This window comes from Algiphilus aromaticivorans DG1253, from assembly GCF_000733765.1.
In the GTDB taxonomy this organism is placed as follows: Bacteria; Pseudomonadota; Gammaproteobacteria; order Nevskiales; family Nevskiaceae; genus Algiphilus; species Algiphilus aromaticivorans.
Genome location: NZ_JPOG01000001.1, coordinates 1,152,489 through 1,168,915, shown reverse-complemented (window position 1 = coordinate 1,168,915; position 16,427 = coordinate 1,152,489). Strand labels below are relative to the sequence as shown.

The 16,427-nt window shown below is 67.4% G+C and carries 12 protein-coding genes and 1 tRNA gene; 12 read left to right on the top strand and 1 reads right to left on the bottom strand.

Annotated features, from left to right (window positions below; genetic code table 11):
• Positions 1 to 4: 4 nt before the first annotated feature.
• Complete coding sequence (hemA, locus tag U743_RS05350) at positions 5 to 1,264, bottom strand: glutamyl-tRNA reductase (RefSeq protein WP_043766139.1); 1,260 nt, start codon at positions 1,262 to 1,264, stop codon at positions 5 to 7.
• 127 nt (positions 1,265 to 1,391) lie between these two features.
• Here hemA and U743_RS05345 point away from each other — a divergent pair, with 127 nt between their 5' ends.
• The 12 genes from U743_RS05345 (at position 1,392) to U743_RS05290 (ending at position 16,407) form a co-directional block, all read left to right on the top strand.
• A complete protein-coding gene (locus tag U743_RS05345) occupies positions 1,392 to 3,188 on the top strand; it encodes a tetratricopeptide repeat protein (RefSeq protein ID WP_043766137.1) in 1,797 nt (598 codons plus the stop codon).
• Complete coding sequence (gene lolB, locus U743_RS05340) at positions 3,185 to 3,799, top strand: lipoprotein insertase outer membrane protein LolB (RefSeq protein ID WP_043766135.1); 615 nt, start codon at positions 3,185 to 3,187, stop codon at positions 3,797 to 3,799. Before U743_RS05345 ends, lolB begins: the two co-directional genes overlap by 4 nt.
• Positions 3,796 to 4,695 (top strand): 4-(cytidine 5'-diphospho)-2-C-methyl-D-erythritol kinase, encoded by a 900-nt coding sequence (gene ispE / locus U743_RS05335; protein ID WP_052367564.1) that lies wholly within the window; start codon positions 3,796 to 3,798, stop codon positions 4,693 to 4,695. The genes lolB and ispE overlap by 4 nt, the downstream gene beginning before the upstream one ends.
• 22 nt (positions 4,696 to 4,717) lie before the next feature.
• A tRNA-Gln gene (locus U743_RS05330) sits at positions 4,718 to 4,792 on the top strand.
• A gap of 87 nt (positions 4,793 to 4,879) precedes the next feature.
• Positions 4,880 to 5,833: a ribose-phosphate diphosphokinase gene (locus tag U743_RS05325; protein WP_052367563.1), complete on the top strand. Its 954-nt coding sequence runs from the start codon at positions 4,880 to 4,882 to the stop codon at positions 5,831 to 5,833.
• A 681-nt stretch (positions 5,834 to 6,514) separates the two neighbouring features.
• Positions 6,515 to 7,210 carry a 50S ribosomal protein L25/general stress protein Ctc gene (locus U743_RS05320; RefSeq protein ID WP_043766131.1) on the top strand — a complete coding sequence of 232 codons (696 nt, stop codon included), beginning with the start codon at positions 6,515 to 6,517 and terminating at the stop codon, positions 7,208 to 7,210.
• An 18-nt stretch (positions 7,211 to 7,228) separates the two neighbouring features.
• Entirely contained in the window at positions 7,229 to 7,819 is a 591-nt protein-coding gene (gene pth, locus U743_RS05315; protein WP_043766129.1) for an aminoacyl-tRNA hydrolase, read from the top strand.
• A gap of 24 nt (positions 7,820 to 7,843) precedes the next feature.
• Positions 7,844 to 8,938, top strand: a complete 1,095-nt coding sequence (ychF, locus tag U743_RS05310; RefSeq protein ID WP_043766126.1) for a redox-regulated ATPase YchF — start codon at positions 7,844 to 7,846, stop codon at positions 8,936 to 8,938.
• 73 nt (positions 8,939 to 9,011) lie between these two features.
• Complete coding sequence (locus U743_RS05305) at positions 9,012 to 10,205, top strand: SAM-dependent methyltransferase (RefSeq protein WP_052367562.1); 1,194 nt, start codon at positions 9,012 to 9,014, stop codon at positions 10,203 to 10,205.
• Positions 10,206 to 10,234: 29 nt separating this feature from the next.
• Positions 10,235 to 12,493: a CaiB/BaiF CoA-transferase family protein gene (locus U743_RS05300; RefSeq protein ID WP_043766123.1), complete on the top strand. Its 2,259-nt coding sequence runs from the start codon at positions 10,235 to 10,237 to the stop codon at positions 12,491 to 12,493.
• A 112-nt stretch (positions 12,494 to 12,605) separates the two neighbouring features.
• Entirely contained in the window at positions 12,606 to 13,979 is a 1,374-nt protein-coding gene (locus U743_RS05295) for a TolC family outer membrane protein (RefSeq protein ID WP_043766119.1), read from the top strand.
• Between the two features lie 97 nt (positions 13,980 to 14,076).
• Positions 14,077 to 16,407 carry an HlyD family secretion protein gene (locus tag U743_RS05290; RefSeq protein ID WP_043766116.1) on the top strand — a complete coding sequence of 777 codons (2,331 nt, stop codon included), beginning with the start codon at positions 14,077 to 14,079 and terminating at the stop codon, positions 16,405 to 16,407.
• Positions 16,408 to 16,427: the final 20 nt, after the last annotated feature.

Below are 16,427 nucleotides of genomic sequence, written 5' to 3'. Positions count from 1 at the left end.
GCGGCTAGTCGTCTTCGGAAAGGTCGAAGAGTTTACGCGCCGCGGACTTGAGCAGGGATTGTTCGACCGGGTCCGCGACACGCAGCGCGCGCGAAGGCGCATGTGCGAGGCGGTTGGTCAGGGTGTGCGTGGCCTGCTCCAGCACGGCCTCGGGGTCGTCGCCGGCGGCCAGCCGCCGGCGCGCCCAGTCCATGACATCCTGCCGATGATCGGCCGCGCGTCCGCGCAGATTGCGGATGGTGCCGGCCACTTCGCGCGACTCCAGCCAGCGGTTGAAGGCCTCGGCGCGATCCGTGATCAGCGCCTCGGCCTGCTCGGCGGCCTGCTCGCGCAGATCCATGTTGCGCGCGATGATCTGGCGCAGGTCATCCACGGTATAGAGGAATACGTCGTCCAGCCCGCCGACGCGGGCGTCAATATCGCGCGGCACGGCGAGATCGATCATGCACATCGGCTTGTGGCGACGCTTGGACAGCGCGTGGCGCACCGCATCGATGGCCACCACCGGATCGCGGCTGCCGGTGCTGGAGACCAGCAGATCCGCATCCGACAGCCGCTCCGGCAGGTCGGCCAGCGCGATGGCGTAGCCGTGCACTTCGCGCGCCAGATGCTCGGCCTTGGCGATGGTGCGATTGGCGACGATGATGCGCGTCACGCCCTGGGCGCGCAGGTGCCGCGCGATCAGCTGCATGGTCTCGCCGGCACCGATAAGCACGGCCGTCTGATCGCTCAGATCGGTGAAGATGCGGCGCGCCATCTGCACGGCGGCGTAGGCCACCGACACCGGATGCGCACCGATTTCGGTCTGCGTGCGCACCAGCTTGGCGACGGCAAAGGCGTGCTGAAACAACCGCGACAGAATCGGGCCGGCCGTTTGCGTGCCCTCGGCCAGCGCATAGGCCTGTTTCATCTGGCCGAGAATCTGCGGCTCACCGATGACCAGCGAGTCCAGCCCGGAGGCAACACGGAGGCTGTGCCGTATCGCTGCCAGATCGCGATGCACGCGCAGATGCGGCCGAATACGCTCCACCGGCATGCCGCGCTCGGCCGACCACCAGGCCGGGATGACGGCCTCGGCCGCCGGGTCGAGCACACCCAGAATTTCGGTGCGGTTGCAGGTCGAAAGCAGCGCGGCCTCGCGCACACCATCACGCGCGCGCAGTCGCGCCAGCGCGTCCGCGGCTTCGTTTTCGGTAAAGGCGAGCTGGGAGCGCACCTCCACCGGGGCATTGTGGTGACTCAGACCGAGTGCGATCAGCGCCATGATGATTCCTGTTGCACCGCACTATTGTCCGGCAGCAGCCGCAAGCGCTCAAGCGGCGCGCCCTTTTGTGCCGGAAGCTGCAAGGCGCGCACGACGCCGGCCGCGGACGATCCGCTATCCTCGGGCCATGCTCTGCGAACTCCGTGCCACCATACGCCTGCTCCTCCGTATCGGCTTTGCCGGCGGTCTCCTGCTGCTGATCGGCGGCTGCGCCGGCATGCCCCAAAAAGCACCGGAGCAGTCCACATCCCGCACTGAGGTGCTCACCGATACGCTCCGCGCGCGCGTCGACCGAAGCGCGCGCGCCGAACCCAGTGAGCGCGCCCATTTCTACGAGCGCTTACTGGTCGCGGAACTGTCGGCTGCGCGCGGCCAGCACGAAGCGGCCGCAGAAGCCTTCCTGGAAGCCACACGGCTGTTCAACGAGAAGGGACTGGCGCGACGCGGCATCCGAGAAGCGCTCGCCGCCGGACGCAACGACCTCGCCCTGGAGCTGGCCCGACTCTGGCAGGCCACCGGCGAGCCGGGTGCCGAGCAGCACGGCCTGCTGCTGCGCCTGGCCACTGCAGCGGGCAAGGCCGAGGAAGCCGGTACGCATCTTTCCGGCTATCTGGAGGCACGCGAGGACAAGGGTGCGGCGCTGCGGGATATCGCGCGCACCCTTGCCGACCTCGACGCGCACCAGGATCTCGCCATGCAACTGCTCGAAGACGCGGTGAGCGAGCACGCGGAGGATGAAGCGGTGAACGCCCAGGGGCTGTACGCCCTGGGCCTGCTCGCCTACGGCTTCGAGGACTACGCACGTGCCGCCGACGCTTCGGGTCGAGCCTTTGCGCAAAGCGAGCCTGGCCCTTTGCGCAACCGCATCTTGCTGTTGGAAGCCGGCGCCCTGATCCGTGACGGGCGTAGCGAGCAAGCCGTGGCGCGCATCGACGAGATCGCTGAAGCCACAGCGGACCCGCGATCGGTTCGACGGAGCTTCGCGGAGCTGCTGCTCCAGTCAGGCGAGACCGCGGCCGCTCGTGCGCAGATCGAAGCGCTGCTCGCCAGCAATCCCGACGACAACGACGCGCGTCTGACGCTGGGAAGGCTGGCCGCCGACGCCGGCGATGTCAGCGCCGCGCGCGAGGCGCTGACACGCGTCTGGGAGGACGCCGACGGCGACCACGGGGAAGCCGCTCTGCAACTCGGCCGACTTGCCGCCGCGACCGGGGAAAGCGGGCTTGCGCGTCGCTGGTTCGAGCGCGCCGCGGAGAACGGTGAGGATCTTCGCGGCGAGCTGGAGCTGGCGCGCATGGATGCCGAAGCCGGTGAAGTCCAGGCCGCTCGCGAGCGGCTGCACCGCCTGCGCCGAGGAAACCCCGCCATGGCACCGCGCCTGCTGCGCGCCGAGGGCGAGATCCTCTACCGGTCGCAACGTTACGAGGCGGCGGTCGAGCTACTCGAGTCCGCTGTCGCCGCCTATCCGCGCGACGAAGAGCTGCGCTACGCCTACGCGCTCGCACTGGAGCAGGCCGGCAATCTGGCCGGCGCCGAGACACAGCTACGCCAGCTCATCAGCGAGAACCCCGACAACGCCGCCGCGCACAATGCGCTGGGCTACATGCTGACGGTCAATGACGAGCGCCTCGACCAAGCCGAAGCATTCATCAGCGAGGCGCTCCGCCTGCGCCCGGATGACCCCGCCATCCTTGACAGCATGGGCTGGGTGCACTTCAAGCGTGGTGATGCCGATGCCGCACTCGACTACCTGCAGCGCGCCTTCCAGGCTTTCCCGGACGCCGAAGTCGGCGCCCATCTCGGGGAGGTGCTGTGGACACTGGACCGTCGGGAAGAAGCACGCGAAGTCTGGGAGCGGGCACGCGAGGCCGATGCCGACCATCCGGTGCTGCGCGAGACCCTCGAGCGCTTGCTGCCGCAATGACACGCTGGCTGCCGATCGTCGCCGCGCTCCTGCTGGCGGCCTGCGCCACGCCACGCGCACCACAGACCGCGCCACCCGACGCTGCACGCACCCAAGCCTGGATCGCTCACCACGCTGCTCTGTCCGAGATCAGCGGCTTCCGCATCAGCGGTCGCGTCAGCAGCGACGCCGCCACCGGCAGCGCCCGCCTGAACTGGAGCCAGGACGGTGAGCGCTTCAGCGCGCGCGCGGCCGGCCCCTTCGGCAGCGGCGCCGTCGGCCTGTCGGGCACGCCCCAGGCCGTGCGCATCCGCAGCAGTGGCGAGCAGTTCGAGACCGATCGGCCGGAGCTATGGATGCGGCAGCAGCTCGGCTGGTCGCTGCCGGTGGCCGGCCTCCGCTATTGGGCGCTGGGCATGCCGCGTCCCGGAGTGGCGGCAAGCTACGGCTTCGATGAGGCTGGACGACTGGCGCAACTGTCGCAATCCGGCTGGCGTGTCGTCTACGGCGACTACGCGCAACAGGACGGCATTGCCCTGCCGTACCGCATCCATCTACACGGACCCGACAGCACGATCCTGCTGCGCATCGACGCTTGGCAGTCGCTGCAGCGAGACAGCACGCAGGAATGAACGACACCGCCAAGGGCGCCTTCGGCGCCATGCGCTGGCCGGCACCGGCCAAGATCAACCGCTTCCTCCACATCACCGGTCGCAGAGCGGATGGTTATCACGAGTTGCAGACCCTCTTTCAGTTTCTCGACTGGGGCGACGAACTTGAAATCACGACTCGCGCCGATGGCCAGATCCTGCGCAGCGAGGGGAACGTGGAAGTGGCGTTCGAACACGATCTGAGCGTGCGTGCCGCCCAAGCTCTGCAGGCCGCCACTGGCTGCCGGCTTGGTGCCGACATCGCCGTGCACAAGCGCATTCCGGCCGGCGCTGGCCTGGGTGGCGGCTCCAGCGACGCTGCCACGGTGCTGGTGGCGCTCAACCAACTCTGGCAACTCGATCTGGACGCCGAGGCACTGGCGGCGATCGGTCTAAAGCTGGGGGCCGATATTCCGGTCTTCGTGTACGGCCGCGCCTGCTGGGCCGAAGGCATCGGCGAACGCCTCGAGCCGGCCTGCCCGGAAGAAGGCTGGTTGCTGCTGGCGCTACCCGAAGCGACAGTCTCCACCGCCGCGGCCTACGCGCACCCAGCGCTTCGCCGCGATTGTCCGCGCGTGACAGCCGAGGATTTCGCGGCCAGGCGCTGCGACAACGTCTTCGAGCCGGTGGCGCGCGCACTCGCACCCGCTGTCGATACGGCAATGCGCGCCCTCGCCGAAGCCGCCGCGGCCGAAGACCTGGCCGACCAGCGCCCCCATCTGAGCGGCAGCGGCGGCGCCTGCTTTCTGCTGTTGCCTGATCGCGCCACGGCCCGCCGGCTCCAGGCTCGGTTGCCGGCGACACTGCGCAGCCTTGTAAGCCGCGCGCAGAACCGCTCGCCGCTGCATGTGGCATGCCCGGGCGCGCTCGGGCGATAATAGGGATACAACGACGCTGTAATGGGGCGTAGCCAAGCGGTAAGGCAACGGGTTTTGATCCCGTGATGCGATGGTTCGAATCCATCCGCCCCAACCAATCGACGCGGGCCGCACCTTGCTGGTGCGGCCCTTACCGTTACAACAGGCGTCGGCCGCATATCGACCAGGGGAACCCAGCGCAGGCATGACTGACGGCCAATTGATGATCTTCACCGGCAACGCCAACCGGGCGCTTGCCAATGACGTGGCGGCGCACCTGAAGCTGCCGGTAGCCGACGCGACGGTCGGCACTTTCTCGGACGGCGAGATCAGCGTGGAAATCCACGACAACGTCCGGGGCCGCGATGTCTTCGTGGTACAGCCCACTTGTGAACCGACCAACAACAATCTGATGGAACTGGTGATGGTCACCGACGCCATTCGTCGGGCCAGCGCCGGCCGCATCACCGCCGTCATCCCCTACTTCGGTTACGCCCGCCAGGATCGCCGCCCGCGCTCGACGCGCGTGCCGATTTCGGCCAAGGTCTGCGCCGACATCATCACCACCGCGGGCGCCGATCGCGTGCTCACCGTCGACCTGCACGCCGACCAGATTCAGGGCTTCTTCGACTGCCCGGTGGACAACGTCTACGCCACGCCCGTGCTACTGGGCGATATCTGGCGCCAGAAGTACGAAAACATCGTCGTCGTCTCCCCCGATGTCGGCGGCGTGGTGCGCGCCCGCGCGGTCGCCAAGCGCCTGGACGACGCCGATCTCGCCATCATCGACAAGCGCCGCCCGCGCGCCAACGAGTCGCAGGTCATGAACATCATCGGCGACGTGCGCGGCAAGACCTGCGTCATGGTCGACGATCTGGTCGACACCGCCGGCACCCTGGCCAAGGCCGCCGACGCGCTGAAGAACGCCGGCGCCAAGCGCGTCGTGGCCTATGTCACGCATGCCGTACTCTCCGGCAAGGCGGTCGAGAACATCAGCGGCTCGACCATGGACGAGCTGGTGGTCACCGACTCCATCCCGCTCTCCGACAAAGCCGCCGCCTGCGGCAAGATCCGCCAGCTCTCCATCGGCGCCCTGCTGGCCGAGGCCATCCGGCGCGTGTCGGCCGAGGAATCGGTGTCCTCGCTGTATCAAGACTGATTCGCCGAGGCGCGACTAGCGCTGGAAACTAACCGCAGATTTGCGCTGATTTTTTCTGGCGATGCCGCGAAGCGGCGAGCCCGAACGATTCGTGCCCTTTGAGGGGTGATGCGCGACCGACTTGCCAGTGGCAAGTCGCAACGCGCATCACGGCTGGGCCATGGAAGGCCCAGCCAGGGTCACTTGGCGAGGTCCGGACGACCGAGCCTAGTGACTGCGGCGATCTTCGGGCTCCGAAACACAGGAGCTATCCGGCACAAGCGCTACTGCCCGAACCGCCGAAGTCACTAAGCTCGGCTCCTGCCTCGCTAAGTGACCCGGCCCGGACCCCCTTGTCCGGGCGTTCGCCCACTGCGAAGTGCCACCGGCACTTCGGTCGGGCTCACCCGCGGCAGGCCACCCGGCGGGCACCATGGCTTTGGTTCCTTTGGCCGTAACCAAAGGAACCCGCGCGTTCTCGACAGCTCCTACGGCAGCTCCTTGCTACAAGGCGCGGAACCCAGAGCACTTTGGGTTATTCGGACTTGCGAACGAATGCAACGCGATATCCGCACCTGCCCCAGGGATGGCCCCGCCGCGTTCGCAGCACTAGCCGCGCCCCCGCGCTTGCTCTACACTGCGCGCCCCTCGCGGGGCCTGGTCGCGGGCACGCGGGGCTTTTCCATCGAACGGAGCAATTTCATGACCGAAAAATTCGTCGTGGCTGCCAAGCCGCGCGAGGCGCAAGGAACGGGTGCGAGCCGCCGTCTGCGCCGGACCGGCTGGACGCCGGCCATCGTCTACGGTGCTAACAAGCCGCCGCAGTCCATCCTTGTCGAGCACAAGGAAATCTATCGGCAGATGGACTACGAGGCCTTCTACTCGCACATCCTGACCCTCGACATCGAAGGCCAGCAGGAAGAGGTCGTCATCAAGGCCGTGCAGCGCCACCCGGCGAAAAAGCAGGTCCTGCACGCCGACTTCCTGCGTGTGCAGGCCGACCAAGCCATCCGCGTGCGCGTGCCGCTGCACTTCGAAGGCGAGGAGATCGCCCCCGGCGTCAAGACCGGCGGCGGTGTCGCCGAGCATATGCTCAACGAGGTCGAGGTGGAGTGCCTTCCGCGCTACCTGCCCGAGTACCTCACGGTCGACATCTCGAAGCTGGAACTGGACGACACCCTCCACCTGTCCGACCTGACCGTGCCGGAAGGTGTCGAGATCGTCGAGCTCAAGCACGAGAACGACGCCGGCGTCGTCTCCATCCATGTTCCGCGCATCGCGAAGGAAGAGGATGAGGAAGAAGGTGGCGACGAAGGCGAGGCCGCCGAAGGCGACTCCGAGCAGGACGATCAGCAGGGCGACGACGCCGAGGGCGACGACGACGCCGACAAGAGCTGATCCGCGCGGAGTCAGCGCATGGCACAGCCTCTGCGCCTGATCGCCGGCCTCGGCAACCCCGGGGCCGGCTACAAGGCGACGCGTCACAACGTCGGCTTCTGGTTCGTTGATGCGCTGGCCGAAAGTGCCGGCGTGTCCTGGAAAGCCGAAAAGCGCTTCCAAGGCGAGAGCGCCCGCCTGCCAATCAGCGGCGGCGAGCTGCTGCTGCTCAAGCCGATGACTTACATGAATCACAGCGGGCAGTCACTGCGCGCGGTGACGGATTTCTTCAAGATCCCGGCCGCGGAAACGCTGGTCGCGCACGATGATCTGGATCTGCCGGCCGGCACGGTACGGCTCAAGCGCGGCGGCGGGCACGGCGGCCACAACGGGCTGCGCGACATCCACCGGCATTTCGGCACGCCGGACTACATGCGGCTGCGCATCGGCATCGGCCACCCGGGCCAGGCGCGCGAGGTCATCGACTATGTGCTCGCCCGCCCCACACGCGAGGAGGGCGATGCCATCGGCGACGCGCTTGTGCGCGCTGCCGAGGCACTGGACCTGCTGCTGCGCGAGGGCTGGGACCGCGCCTGCACGCGACTGCACACCGATCCCGCCCGCATCTGACACCACCGATCACGAGTCTCCAGCATGGCTATCCGCTGCGGCATCGTCGGCCTGCCGAACGTCGGCAAGTCGACCCTCTTCAACGCGCTGACGCGCGCGGCGATCGACGCCGAGAACTATCCCTTCTGCACCATCGACCCCAACGTCGGCGTCGTGACTGTGCCCGATCCGCGCCTGCAGAACCTGGCCGAGATCGTCAAGCCGAAGAAGATCGTGCCCACCACGGTTGAGTTCGTCGACATCGCCGGGCTGGTCGCCGGTGCCAGCCAGGGCGAGGGGCTGGGCAACCAGTTCCTGGGTCACATCCGCGAGACCGACGCCATCGCGCACGTCGTGCGCTGCTTCGAGGACGACGACATCATTCACGTCTCGGGCTCGGTCGACCCCATCCGCGACATCGAGGTCATCTCCACCGAGCTGGCACTCGCGGACCTCGACACCGTGACCCGGGCCCTCGATCGCGCTTCCAAGGTGGCGAAGGCGGGGGACAAGACGGCGCACGCCCGCGCCGATCTGCTGACGCGCGCGCGCGACCACCTCGACGCCGGCCAACCCGTGCGCACGCTGGCCATTGAGGACGCCGAGCGACCGTGGCTGCGCGAGCTCTTCCTCATCACGGCCAAGCCGCTGATGTACATCGCCAATGTCGAGGAAGCCGGGCTGCGCACCGAGAGCGAGTTGCTGACCCGCGTGCGCGCCCACGCCGAGGCCGAAGGCGCCGTCGTGACGCCGGTCTGCGCCGGCATCGAAGCCGAGCTTTCCCAGCTCGACGACGCCGAGCGCGACGAGTTTCTCGCTGACCTCGGGCTGGCCGAGCCCGGCCTGAATCGCGTCATCCGCGGCGCCTACGAGCTGCTTGGCCTGCAGACCTTCTTCACCGCCGGCGAGCCGGAGGTCCGTGCCTGGACCGTCAAGCGCGGCGCCACCGCCCCGCAGGCCGCCGGCGTGATCCATACCGACTTCGAGAAGGGATTCATCCGCGCGGAAGTCGTCGGCTACGAGGACTTCGTCGCCCATCGCGGCGAAGCCGGAGCCAAGGATGCCGGGCGCTGGCGACTCGAGGGCAAGGAATATCGCGTCGCCGAGGGCGACGTCATGCACTTCCGCTTCAACGTCTGAGCGCGCCTTGCGGCTTGCGCCGGAGGCGGTACGACGCTAGCTTCCTTACCCGGGACCATCGGGGAGAAAGCTGATGACGCCGCTGGCAAAGTGGCTGTCCGGGAAATTCACGGCCGGCAGACTGGATATCGACCTTCCTGACGGCGAGACCGTCACCCTCGGCCAGGGGGACACGCCCCGTGCACGCATTCGCTTCGATTCCCGCGACACGCTGCGCTGGGTGCTGCGCGATCCCCGGATGCGCTTTCCGGAAGCCTACGTCGAGGGGCACTGGGAACCGGAAAACGACGACCTGATGCCGGCGCTGGAGTTTGCCATGCGCAACAGCAACCAGCTGCTATCGCGTTGGGGCCGCTACCTGCGCATCCTGCGCGCGCGCCTCGGCGAGCTGAACACCGCCATCAGCGCGCGCCGCAACATCAGCCATCACTACGATATCGACACGCCCGTGTACCGCCTCTTCCTGGACCGGGAGATGCACTACTCCTGCGCCTATTTCCCGGAACCGGACATGAGCCTGGAGGCCGCTCAGGAGGCCAAGTGCGCGCTGATTGCGCGCAAGCTCGATCTCAAACCGGGCGCGCGCGTGCTCGACATCGGTTGCGGCTGGGGCAGCAACGCCCTCTATCTGGCGCGGCACTTCGATGTGCACGTCACCGGTATCACGCTCTCCGAACGGCAGCTGGAAATCGCCCGGCAACGGGCCGAGGAGGCCGGTTTGGCGGATCGCGTCAGCTTCCGCCTGGAAGACTATCGCGACACGCGCGGCCCCTTCGACGCCATCGTCAGTATCGGCATGTTCGAGCATGTCGGACGGCCGCAGTACGCGACCTTCTTCCGCTGCGTCCACGATCTGCTCGCGCCCGACGGCGTCGCGCTGGTGCACACCATCGGTGGCAGCCGTCCGCCCGATGAGGGCAGCCCCTGGATTCGCAAGTACATCTTTCCGGGCGGCTACATCCCGGCCGCCTCCGAAGTGATGCCGCACGTCGAGCACAGCGAGCTGGTCATGACCGATTTCGAGGTGCTGCGTCTGCACTACGCCAAAACCCTGGCACACTGGCATCAACGCTTCCAGAACAACCGCCCCGAGATTACCGAGATCATGGACGATCGCTTTTGCCGTATGTGGCGCTTCTATCTGCAGGCCTCAGAAGCGACCTTTCGCTGGGGCGGACTGGTGGTCTTCCATCTGCAGCTGACTCGTGACCAGGCGCGTATCCCATTGACGCGCGAATATCTCCGCGGCGCCGGACTACCGTCTTGACGGGGTCACCTTCGCCAACGCTCGCCCCCATGCTCGCGGGCATTCGCGTGCTGCGCATCGGGGACTGCGCGGGTGCCGGCTTCTGCGCGCAATTGATGGCCAGAATGGGTGCCGAAGTGCGCGCACTGCCCGATGATGATCAGGCGGCCGTGCGCTTCGCCGGCAGCGCCTTCGAGGCCGCCTGGTACGGGCTGGACGACAACATACCCTCTGCGTCACCTGCGCAGGCATACGACGCGCTCTTCGCCGACTGCGACGTGCTCATCGACGCCCGTCGTCCGAGCGCCGTCCAGGACACCGCGCTTACTGCAGAGCGGCTTCGGCAAGCGCATCCCCATCTCGTGCATTGTCGCATCAGCGCCTTCGGGGACGACGGCCCCTACCGCGATCATCACGCCACCGACATCACGCTCTACGCCATGAGCGGCCTCATGCAGGCCACCGGCGACGGCAAGCGCGAGCCGCTGAATGCACGCCCTCGTATCGCGCAGGTCAGCGCAGGCCTCTACGCCTACATCGGATGCCTCATGGCTCTGCGCCGGCGGATGGACGACGGCCGCGGTAACGGTGTCGAGGTGTCGATGCAGGAAGCGGCCATGCAGAACGCGGAGATCGCGCTGGCCGAGAACCTGCACACCGGCAAGGTTGCCCGCCGCAACAACGACGAGCACGCCCTCGTCCCCTGGCGCACCTACCCCTGCGCCGACGGCGCCGTCTTCGTCTGTGGCGGTCCGGCACGCAACTGGTGGCGCGTCGTCGACGCCATCGGCGATCCCGCACTCGGCGCCTCTCCCTTCGGCTCGATGGCGGAGCGTCTCCAGAACCGGGCCGCCTTCGAGGCGCAGCTGCGGCCGAGCCTGGCCGACCACGACAAGTGGAGCCTCTTCCACATGGGGCAGCGCTGCGGTCTTTCATGGGCACCGCTCGCGACCCTGGAAGAAGCTCTGGACGACCCGCAACTTCGGGAGCGACGCTTTTTCCGAGAGGCGCACACGACGGACGGTCGTCCCTTCCGCGGACCCGATATTCCCTTCCGCACCTTTGCGGGCGATGTGCCTGCCAAAACATCTCCCCCCCCACCCTCGCCCGCTACGAGCGACGCGCCACCGCTGGCAGGGGTACGCGTCGTCGATTTCACGCACGACTGGGCCGGCCCCCATGCCGCACGCGTGCTGGCCGACTACGGCGCGGAAGTCATCAAGATCGAATATCCGCAGCGCCTCGATGGCATGCGCGGCGGATTCCCGCATAAGGTCAATGATTTCGCGCGCTTCTGGCAGCTGCACCGTAACAAGCGCTCGGTAACGCTGGATCTCACCCGCGACGATCATCTGGCCGTCTGCAAGGAACTGATCGCCGACAGCGACATCGTCATCGAGAACTCGCGACCCGGCGTCATGGCGCGTCTCGGTCTTGACTTCGACGAGCTGCGCGCGCTGCGCGAAGACATCATTCTCATTTCCATGTCCGCATTCGGCACGAGCGGCCCCTATGCCACCTACGCGGGCTACGGCGGCGGCATCGAGGCGGCCAGCGGGTTGCAGTCCCTGACCGGCTACGCACCAGACGGTGCGAGCTACCGGGTGCGCGAGATGGACGTCATCAACGGCATCTACGGCGCCGCCGCGGCCATGTCCGCATTGCTGCACCGACAGCGCGGCGGCGGCGGCCAATGGGTCGATCTCTCCGAAACCGAGACCTGCTGCTGGAGCATCGGCGAATACTTCGCTGACTGCAGCGGTAGCGGCGCAGCGCCGGAGATACTCGGCAACCGGCATCCCGTGCATGCGCCCCAGGGCTGCTACCCCTGCGCCGGCGAGGACCGCTGGATCACGATCTGCGCTGCGGACGACCGTCAATGGCAGGCGCTGACAGCATGCATCGACGCACCGCAGTGGGCGGATGAGCCACGCTTCGCCGATGCTGCCGGACGCCGGCAGCATCACAACGAGATCGATGCGCGCATTGCGGAGTGGACGCAGGCGCGCGACCCGATGACGGCGATGCGGCAACTGCAGACAGCGGGCGTCGCCGCGGGCGTGGTCATGAACGCGGCCGATCTCGCCAGCGACCCGCACCTGTCGGCGCGCGAGTGGTTCCTCGAAACACAGGGGATCCGCCTGCCCGGCCTACCCTTCCGTTTCCTGCGCGATAGCGGCGGGCTGCGGCACCCTGGTCCCGCGCTCGGTCGCGACAACCAGTGGCTTGCCGAACACTACGGTACTCTCTCGCCCATCGAGACACCGCGGGCAGAGACGCTGGGCACAGCCTTCGACACTGAGCGCTAGCCGCAACAAGAACGGAAGAGGAAGGGAGAATGCGCGACAGGGCGATGAACGCATATTTAGCCGGCATCGGGCGATGCATTGACGAGGCCCTTCGGCCCTCGTCCGCACCTCGATGATGCGCGCCGGCCCAAGCGCATCGCTGCGCCAGTTGCTCGTCGCCCTGCCGCTCGCTCTGGCCGCAATGACGGTGGCGGCGCAGGCCGACAACGCCCGGCCCGGGATGCAGAATTTGTCGAGCGTCTATCGCAGCGCGCTGACGAATGATCCCGACTACCAGGCCGCGCTCGACAACTTCCGCGCCGCCGCCGAAGCCGAGCCCCAGGCGCTTGCAGCACTGCTGCCAGAGCTGCAGGCGCGAGGCAGCTACAACCGTGTCCGCCAATCGATCGACGGCGATTTCTTCGGCGTCAGCGAGATCGACGAGACCGACGTTTTCGATCGCTCCGCCTACGGGGCGACGTTGCGCCAGCCGTTGTTCCGCTTCGATGCCTTCCTCGGCCTGGATCGCTCGGAGCTGGAGGTCGGTCGCGCCCGCTTGCTGCTCACCGACGAACGGCACGCCTTGATGCTTTCGGCTGCACAAAGCTACTTCGCGCTGCTCGCAGCCAAGGACGAGCGTGAATTCGTGCTGGCCGAGGAGTCCGCCATCCGGCGCCAGGTCGAGCAGACCGAGGGCAGCTTCGATGCTGGCCTGATCGCAGAGACGGATTTGAAGGCGGTGCAGGCACAGCTCGACCGCGTGCGCGCCCGCAAGATCACCGTCGAAAACCGCATCGAGATCGTGCGCTCGCGTCTGGAAACGCTGATCGGCGAACCGGTGAACGAACTGGCGCGCTTCCCGCGCGATCCGCAGCTGCCGGATATGGAGCACGAACAGCTGGACGAGTGGCTGGAGCGGGCGATGCGCCACAACCTCGATCTGCTGAGCGAAACCGTGCGCCTGCGATTGGCGGAGATGGATACCCGAATCGCCCAGAGTGATCACTACCCGACGCTCGATCTGGTGGGTTCCTATACCTATTTCGATGCGGACGGCGGCTTCGAGGGCGCCCGTGAGGATCACGATGCGCGCATCGGCGTCATGCTGAGCGTGCCGCTCTTCCAGGGCGGCATGACGGCATCGCGGGTAAGGCAGGCGCGCGCACGCGCCGCTGCGGTCGCACATACGGCCGACGGCGCCCGGCAACAGGCGCGGCTGAATACGCGCGAAGCCTTCCTCAACGCAAAGGCAGCGCGCGCGCGGGCCGAAGCGCTGAAGCGCGTCGTCGAATCCACACGTGCCGCAGAGGAATCGGCGCAAGTCGCCTTCGATGTCGGCTCACGCACGGCAGCGGACTATCTGACGGCCGTGCGCGAGCGCTTTCGCGCGGAGCGCGACCTTTCGCAGGCGCGCTACGACTACATTCTGGATCTACTTCGGCTGCGCCGCGCCGCCGGCGTGATGACCGTCGCCGATCTCGAAGACCTCAACCGCAGTCTGCGCTGACAGTCATGAAGACGCCATCAACACAAGAACAGCGCCGTAGCGCGCGCTCCAGCGCCACGAAGCAGGCACATCTGGCGCTCCACGAGGGGAAGAAGGCTTGAATCCCGAACAATCACGCTATATCCGTTTCTGCCCCGCTGCCAGTGAAAGCCGCGGCGAAGGCTCGCGCGCGCATGTGCTCGTCACGTCCCCGTCGGGACAGGTCTACCGCCTGACACCGAACGAATTCGTGCTGGCACGACTGCACGACGGCAATCGCGACGACCAAGCACGCATCCGCGCCGCCGCGGAGGAACTCGGAGCAGCGGTTGACGCACGCACCGTCAGCCGCTTCACGGACGATCTGATCGAAACCGGTCTCCTGGAAGCTGGCACCGAGGAGCCGCTCCCACCACCGCGCCAGCTCGCCGACCAGCCGTCAGACCGCGATCCGCGCGACGAGGGCGAGAGCTTCCCTCCGTCCAGCATGCCGGGGTCTCTGGCCAACGCCGGTCGCCAGGGGCCGATCGGCGGCTCGGGCAACCGCGCGCGCGGAGACAGCAGCACACCGGGCCTGACGCTGCCCTCGGCCCCCTTTCGCTGGCTCGGCCATCTACTGAACGTCACGCTCTACTATCGTCCACTGCAATGGATGCTCTGGGTGCTGGTGGCGGCCGCCCTCTTCGGGCTCTGGCACAACCGCCTCGATGCGGCGCGCGACGCTGTGGAACTGGTCGCGCCCTACCGGCTGATTTTCCTCGGCCTGCTGTCGGCGATCATCGTCAATCTGACCGCACAGGCTGCTCGTGCCGCTGCCATCGCCCGCTACACGCAAGAGCCACCGGTCATCGGCATCGACTTCCTGCTGGGTGTGTTGCCGCGCCTGCAGACCGCCACAGAGGGGCCGGCCGAGCGCGCGGACCTCACCGGGCGCCTGCGCATCATCGCCAGCCCGCTGAACGCCGGGCTCCTGGTCTTCGTGCTGGCCATCGGTGGCTGGCTGATGGTGCGCCAGAGCGGCACCTTCCTGCCCAACCTGCTGCTTGCGCTCGGGGTGCTGTCGGCAGCCAGCTTCCTCCTGCGCCTGAACCCGCTGGCACGGCGCGATGGCTACTTCCTGCTCGCGCACCGGCTGAATGTTCCCGACCTGCGCGATCAGGCCTGGATATCGATTCTCGGCCTCGAGCGGCCCTGGCAGGAGCTGGCGCCGCCACCCGCTTCGGCGCTGCGGCTCTACGTGCTGGCCATCGTGGCCTACATGGTCGCCGTGATCGCCCTGTTGCTGATCTATCCGGCGAGCTGGCTGGGCGCCCAGTACGGCGGCACGGGCATTCTCGTCTTCCTCGCGCTCATGGGCATGATCGTTTGGGAGCAGACGCGACGCATGCGCTCCGACCGCGGGCGCATCGAACCCATGCGCGTGCGGCTGCAGACGCCTACCCGGCCGCAGTGGCTGCTGCTGGGATTGCTCGCGCTGGCGGCGCTCTTTCCCTATACCTACGAGCCCAGTGGACGGGTCGAGGTGTTGCCCGCCGAGCGCGCGGATATTCGCACGCTGGTCGCCGGCGACGTCCGTGAGGTCTTCGTCGGCGAAGGGGATATGGTCGAGGCGGGACAGGAGATCGTGCGCCTCGGCGACGAGCAGCAGCAGAGCCAGGTCGAGATTTCCGAAGCCCGAATCCGGAGGCTGGAAGCCGAGCTCCGGCTACTCGATTCCGGTTCCACTAACGAAGAGATCGCGCTGGCCGAACAGCGTGTCACCACCGCCAAGGAACGTCTGGAGCTCGCGGAATCGGAGGCCGACCGCGCACAGCGCGCCTTCTCGCGCAACGCCATTTCGCCGCAGGAGCACGAGCGCGCACTGTCGAATGCCAGCGTCCGGCGCGAGGAACTGGCGGAAGCCGAGCAGCAACTCGCCGTGGTCAGGCGCGAGGCGCGCGAGGACGAACGCGCCACGCTGGAAGCCGAAATCGAGGGCGAGCGTGCCCGGCTCGTATTCCTGCGCCAGGAGCTTGAGCACACGCGCGTACGCTCTCCGATGGCTGGCCGCATTGTCTCGAACGCGCTCATCTTCGCCCGCGGCGACTATCTGCAGGTCGGCGAGATCCTGGCCACAGTCGAGGACCAGGATCAGCTGATAGCGGAGCTGCGCATGCCGGAATCGACGATCAGCGAAGTCGAGGAAGGCGCGCGGGCCCATGTTCGCAGCTGGACAGCTCCGACCACATCGGTTCCGGGTCGAGTCACGCACATCGCGCCGAACGTGGAGGACAGCGAGCATGGCAAGGTCGTGCGCGTGCGCGTCGAGCTGGACGAGGCCAGCTCGCATCTCAGGCCCGGCATGACGGGCCGCGGCAAGGTGGAGGGCAATGTCTACCCGGCCATCGTTGTCTTCACGCGCGCGATCACCCGTCTCGTGATGGTAGAGATATGGTCCTGGCTCCCCTGAGCAGCGAGGAGACGGAAGCG